This is a genomic window from Pseudonocardia sp. OZ21 (assembly GCF_059359135.1).
The window spans coordinates 631,734-637,878 of sequence record NZ_JCADBN010000004.1 but is presented as its reverse complement, the minus strand read 5'-3'; the positions used below and the strand labels follow the sequence as shown (position 1 = coordinate 637,878).

The 6,145-nt window shown below is 67.0% G+C and carries 4 protein-coding genes and 2 pseudogenes; 4 read left to right on the top strand and 2 right to left on the bottom strand.

What is annotated here, in order from left to right; genetic code table 11:
- Positions 1–75 precede the first annotated feature (75 nt).
- A pseudogene (locus AC5L35_RS13000) lies at positions 76–993 on the bottom strand (IS630 family transposase); the annotation flags it as partial.
- Positions 994–1,789: 796 nt separating this feature from the next.
- Between AC5L35_RS13000 and AC5L35_RS12995 the strand changes: the two are divergent.
- The 4 genes and pseudogenes from AC5L35_RS12995 (at position 1,790) to qcrB (ending at position 5,582) form a co-directional block, all read left to right on the top strand.
- A complete protein-coding gene (locus AC5L35_RS12995) occupies positions 1,790–2,560 on the top strand; it encodes an SDR family NAD(P)-dependent oxidoreductase (protein ID WP_495059818.1) in 771 nt (256 codons plus the stop codon).
- 169 nt (positions 2,561–2,729) lie between these two features.
- A complete protein-coding gene (locus tag AC5L35_RS12990) occupies positions 2,730–3,650 on the top strand; it encodes a ferritin-like domain-containing protein (protein WP_495059817.1) in 921 nt (306 codons plus the stop codon).
- 46 nt (positions 3,651–3,696) lie between these two features.
- Positions 3,697–3,912, top strand: a pseudogene (locus AC5L35_RS12985) (hypothetical protein); the annotation flags it as partial.
- Positions 3,909–5,582, top strand: a complete 1,674-nt coding sequence (gene qcrB, locus AC5L35_RS12980; RefSeq protein WP_495059816.1) for a cytochrome bc1 complex cytochrome b subunit — start codon at positions 3,909–3,911, stop codon at positions 5,580–5,582. The pseudogene AC5L35_RS12985 and the gene qcrB, both read left to right, overlap by 4 nt.
- A gap of 151 nt (positions 5,583–5,733) precedes the next feature.
- On the opposite strand, the gene AC5L35_RS12975 is transcribed toward qcrB, so the two are convergent.
- Entirely contained in the window at positions 5,734–6,057 is a 324-nt protein-coding gene (locus AC5L35_RS12975) for a DsbA family protein (RefSeq protein WP_495059860.1), read from the bottom strand.
- Positions 6,058–6,145: the final 88 nt, after the last annotated feature.

Below are 6,145 nucleotides of genomic sequence, written 5' to 3'. Positions count from 1 at the left end.
GATGGCCTACTACCGGTCAGAGATCAGTATCGCGGCCATCGTGTTGTGGCTGCGTGCCGACCTACAGGACACGCCCTAGTGTCGTGAGTCGTTAATCCTCGTGCAGTAGCGAGCGATGGAGTCGAGGATGTCGTCGGCGGTCTTGGTCCAGACGTAAGGGCGCGGGTTGTCGTTCCAGGTCCGGATCCAGGCGCGGATGTCGGCGTTGAGGGCTCGGACCGAGCGGTGAGCGCCGCGGCGCAGCTTCTTGGTGGTCAGCTCACCGAACCAGCGCTCGACCAGGTTGAGCCAGGACGAGCTGGTCGGGGTGAAGTGCAGGACGAACCGCGGATGCGCCCTCAGCCAGCGCTTGATCGCCGGAGTCTTATGGGTCGAGGCGTTGTCCAGCACGACGTGCACGTCCAGATGCGGCGGCACCTGCGCGTCGATCCTGGCCAAGAACTTCTTGAACTCGATCGCGCGGTGGCGCGAGTGCAGCGAGCTGATCACCTCACCGGTGGCGACGTTGAGGGCCGCATAGAGGCTGGAGGTGCCCGAGCGGACGTAGTCGTGGGTTGCCCGGGCGGGAGCGCCGGGCATCATCGGTAGCACCGGCGCGGTGCGGTCCAGCGCTTGGACCTGGGACTTCTCATCCACACACAGCACGACCGCGGCCTCAGGCGGATCGAGGTAGAGCCCGACGACGTCGTGGACCTTGTCGATGAACTGCGGATCCTTCGACAGCTTCCAACTGTCCTGGCGATGTGGTTGCAGGCCGAATGCCCGCCAGATCCGCGACACCGTGGTCTGCGACAGCCCCAACTCCGCAGCCAACGAACGGGTCGACCAGTGCGTCGCGTCCTTCGGGGTGGTCTCTAACGTCCGTGTGATCACCTGCTCGACCTGCTCGTCGACCACCGTCCGCGGGCGGCCTGGGCGGGGCTCGTCCAGCAGTCCGTCCAGACCCGACTCGATGAACCGGGCCCGCCACCGCCGTGCGGTCCCGACCGAGATGTCGAGCTTGCGGGCCGCGGCCCTGGAGGCCGACGGCGATGCGGCGCTGCTCGATGGACCTCCAGTTGATGCTCAGCCGCCTCATCGCGCCACTCCCGGCGACGATCGCGGCTGGTCCGCGATCTGCAGGTCTGCCGTCTCGACCCCTCCCCCGCGCTCGGCGAACCCGACACCGGCGCGAGCACCCGCTGACTTGAGCAGCCGCCGCATCGTCCGCGCCCCGTCGGTCCTGACCCGTCAGCGGTCGGACGCCGTACCCTGTCCAATCGATCAGCTGTGTGCCGCAGGGTGCGGCCACACGGGTGGTCGACAGCTCGGACGGCCGGTTGGGCAAGGGCCGGCGACACCGCGGGGTGCGGACACCGGGGATTTCGACCGACGATAATGGTCGCTTTGGTCCACTTTTGGTTGGTGGGGCTTGGAGTCCGAGTGGTCTGCCGTCGGCCAACGGGCCGCCGGGGCGGTCCGGAGTCTCGGCACGAGCCAACGGTGATCAGACCAGTGGATCTCACCTGCGGTTTCCGACGCATCGTGCCTACGGGGCGAGGTGGGACCGGTCGGCGATGCCGGGGGCTGCGGCCGGTCGTGGATTCCCAGAGGAAGCGTCGCTCCGGGGTGCGGCCAACGCTGGAAGTAGTACTTGACAGTCCATTTCTGGTCCCGCATAGTCCCCCGCAGTCGGTCCAGCCGGGGGCGCCGAAGAGTCGAGTCCCGGCCCGACGGATGACGCCCGAGCCAGGTCGGTCCCACCAGGGGTCTGACCGCTCACGACGCACCTGAACGGGGAGTGACTCGCGTGGCCACGGACTTCGAAGGCAAGAAGATCGTCGTGCTCGGCGGCGGCAGTGGCATCGGCTTCAAGACCGCGGAGGACGTGATCGCGGCGGGCGGCAGCGCAGTGATCGTCGGCCGCCCGGGTCGCAAACTGGACGACGCCGTGACAAGCCTGTCGCGCTCCGGCACCGCGTGGTCGGTCATGGCCGACCTGACGGACTGGACTCAGGTCGTCGAGGCGCAGAAGCAACTGGCGGAGAACCACCCTGATGCCACCCTCCTCGTCAACTCGGCGGGGCTCGTCCGGCTCAAGACCTTCCTCGACCACCAGGTAGCCGACTACGACTCCTATCACGACCTCAACAGGGCGACGTTCTTCCTAACTCAGACCGTCGCCCGAGGTATGGTCGCCGGCGGTCAGGGCGGCGCGATCGTGAACGTTGGCGCCATGTGGGCGCACCAGGCCCTCGCCGCGACACCGTCGTCGGCGTTCTCGATGGCCAAGGCGGGCCTGCACGCACTTACGCACAACCTCGCCATCGAACTCGCCGGCGAGGGCATCCGTGTGAACGCCGTGGCTCCCGCCGTCACCAATACGCCTCATTTCGACTGGCTTCCCGCCGACCAGCGGGAAGCCACGCTGCAGCAGATGGCTGGCCTGCACCCGCTCGGCCGAGTCGGCACCCCGCAGGACTTGGCCTCCGCGATCACCTTCCTCCTCTCGTCGGCCTCGAGCTGGATCACGGGCGCCATCCTCAACGTCGACGGCGGGGTCATGGCAGGCCGCAACTAGTGTCCTGAGTCGTTAGTCAGTTTAAGAAGTCGCATCGGACACCGGCGACGGCTTCCAACCCGCTTATTTTTTCCGCTTGGAAGGTAGCAGTGGTCTCGACAGCCTATCCAAGATCACAGCGGCTGGCCTGTAGCGGCGAGCGTAATCAACGAACAGCACTGGAGTCAGAATGTCTGAGAACCGCTTCATCGACGATGCCATCAACCGCAGCGCCGAAACCGCAGAAGATCGCACCAAGCTCACCAGTATGGTCGCCGAAGCCGCCACCGGCGCACCGAGGACCACGACAGAAGAAAGCGGGCCGAGTGACAGTTCGATCCTGAACTTCGCGCTCAACTTGGAGTACCTTGAAGCCGAGTTCTACCTTCGTGGCGCAACAGGTCAGGGGCTGCCCGATGACATGGTAGGTGGGACGGGGAAGGCCGGCGGGGTGTCCGGCGGCCGTCAGGTTGACTTCCGTAGTCCTTTGATCAAGAACATCGCCCGCGAGATCGCCATGGACGAGCGAGCCCACGTTGCGTTCCTCCGCGACGCACTCGGCGACGCGGCTGCTGCGCGGCCACGGATCTCCCTTGACCACAGCTTTACGGCTGCGGCTACAGCGGCCGGATTGATCAAGCCCGGTGAGGTCTTCGACGCCTATGCGAACGACCGCAACTTCCTTTTTGCGGCGTTCCTCTTCGAAGATGTCGGAGTCACTGCTTTCAAGGGTGCGGCGCCGTTCATCTCCAACAAGACTTACCTGGACGCAGCAGCAGGCTTGCTGGCTACCGAGGCGTACCACGCCGGGGTGGTGCGGGCGACGCTGTTCAGCGAAGGGCTCGTGGATGACTCGGTGTTCGACGTCGTGCGCAAGATTTCCGCGGTTCGCAACGCGGTCAGTGGGCCCGCTGATGATGATCAGGGTATCGGCACGAAGAACGAGGCCAACCTGGTTCCCACCGATGAGTACGGCCGTGTATTCGGCAGGAGCGCTGCGGAGATCCTCAACGTCGTCTACCTTGCTCCCCAAGGCGGCTCCTCCGGTGGCTTCTACCCAGATGGACTCAATGGGGACATCGTCCAAGGTACCGGGTCGGCCGCGGGCTAGTTTCTGCCTACGCCATTCCGCCGTGCCGATTGGAAGCTCATGTTGTGAGCTGTTCCGCCTCGACTGCGCGTCCTGCCACAACTTCACGGGACGCGATGGGGCCCTGTCCTCCGGGAAGTACGCCAGGCCGATCTTCGGTCCGGCCACGAGGCCGCTCGCCCAGCTTCCGATGACAGTGAATGACGAGGGATACCTCGTCGCCAAGGGTGACTTCGCCGAGCCTGTCGGGCCGGCTTTCTGGGAGCGGAGATACAACCCGTGAGTTCCCTCACGACACCCACCGGGTCGGGCGCCAACGCCAAGGTGATCGGTGCGCTGGACGAGCTGGACCAGCGCTACCACCCGGCGGCGGGGCTGCGTCGGCAGTTCAACAAGGTCTTCCCGACCCACTGGGCGTTCCTGCTCGGCGAGATCGCGCTCTACAGCTTCATCGTCCTGCTGCTGTCGGGCACCTACCTGGCGCTGTTCTTCGACCCCTCTCTGCAGGAGGTCACCTACAACGGACCGTTCGAGAACCTGCGCGGCATCCACATGTCGCGGGCCTACGAGAGCGCCCTGGGGATCTCCTTCGAGATCCGCGGCGGGTTGTTCGTCCGCCAGATGCACCACTGGGCGGCGCTGCTGTTCCTAGCCGCGATGGTCGTGCACATGTTCCGCAACTACTTCACCGGCTCCTTCCGCAAGCCGCGCGAGGCCACCTGGGTGATCGGCGTGCTGCTGTTGTTCCTCGGCTTCTTCGAGGGCTTCACCGGCTACTCGCTGCCCGACGACCTGCTGTCCGGTACGGGCCTGCGGATCGCATCCGGGTTCATGCTGGCGGTCCCGGTGGTCGGCACGTGGAGCCACTGGGCGATCTTCGGTGGTGAGTTCCCCGGCACCGAGATCATCCCGCGGCTCTACATCGTGCACGTGCTGCTCATCCCGGGCATCCTGCTCGCGCTGATCGCGCTGCACGTCGGGCTGGTCTGGTACCAGAAGCACACCCAGTTTCCCGGACCCGGCCGCACCGAGGGCAACGTCATCGGCGTGCGGATTCTCCCGGCGTTCGCCGCGAAGGGTGGGGCGTTCTTCGCTGTCACGGTCGGCATCCTGGGGATCATGGGCGGCCTGTTCCAGATCAACCCGATCTGGAATTTCGGGCCCTACAACCCTGCGCGGGTCTCCGCCGGGTCCCAGCCCGACTGGTACGTGCTCTTCACCGAGGGGATGCTGCGGATCTTCCCGCCGTGGGACATCCACATCGGCGACTACAACATCCCGCCGGCGTTCTGGGCGAGCCCCGCGTTCCTCCCGGTCCTCTACGTCCTCGCGGGGGCGTACCCCTGGATCGAGCGGCGGTTCACGAAGGACAACGCCCTGCACAACCTGCTGCAGCGCCCGCGGGACGCGCCCGTGCGCACGTCGCTGGGCGTCATGGGCATCTCCTTCTACACGGTGCTGGTCCTCTCGGGCAGCAACGACCTGATCGCCTACGTCTTCGACATCTCGCTGAACGCCACCACGTGGGCGGGCCGCATCGGGGTGCTGGTCGTCCCGCCGATCGCCTACTGGGTGACGTACCGGATCTGCATCGGACTGCAGCGCGGCGACCGCGCCGTGCTCGAGCACGGCATCGAGACCGGCATCATCAAGCGCCTGCCGCACGGCGAGTTCATCGAGGTGCACCAGCCGCTGGCCGGCGTCGACGACCACGGCCACGCCATCCCGCTGGAGTACCAGGGCGCCCCGGTGCCCAAGCGGATGAACCAGCTCGGCATGGGCGGCTCGCCGGTCCCCGGCTCGCTGCTCACGCCCGACTCCCCCGAGGAGACCGCGGCCCTGGAGCAGGCCCGCCACGAGGAGGCCGAGGCCGAGGCCGCCGCCCGCAACGGGCACCAGCCCGCGGAGGCCGAGACCCGCACCGAGCAGCGCGACGCGATCGGCCAGCAGTAGGCAGTTCGGACAGGAGCGAGGGCCCCGCCGGTCACCCGGCGGGGCCCTCGCCGCTTCGGCGCCGCTGCGAGCTGCCATCGCCTCCAGTGCGCCCCGGCCGGCGAGGTGGCCGTGACCACAGCTGGCGCCAGGAGAGGGGCCACGGCATCCGCTACTCGGCGACGGATGTGTGTCGGTCGGGGCCGTGAGCGCTCGCAGCAGCGACTGCGCGTCGTACGGGCCGACGTGCCGGTGGCCGTTGATGAAGAGCGTCGGGACGGGCGGTGATGTTCATGGCCTCGGCGTCGAGGATGTCGTCGCGCACCCGGCCGGTGACCTCGGCCGAGATGAGGTCTTTCTCGAACTGCTCGACGTCGAGGCCGAGGTCGTGGGCGATGTAGATGATGTCGGACGGCCGCTGGTTGTCCTGGTCGTCGAAGATCGCGCGCGCGAAGAATCTGCCCTGCGCGGCAGCGGCCTCGGTGGCGGGGCGCACGGCATCGGAGATCCGGAAGGTGATCGTCGCAAGCACGAAGGCGATGACAGATGCCGCCAGTACGCCCACCCGTGCCTGGTTCTGCGCG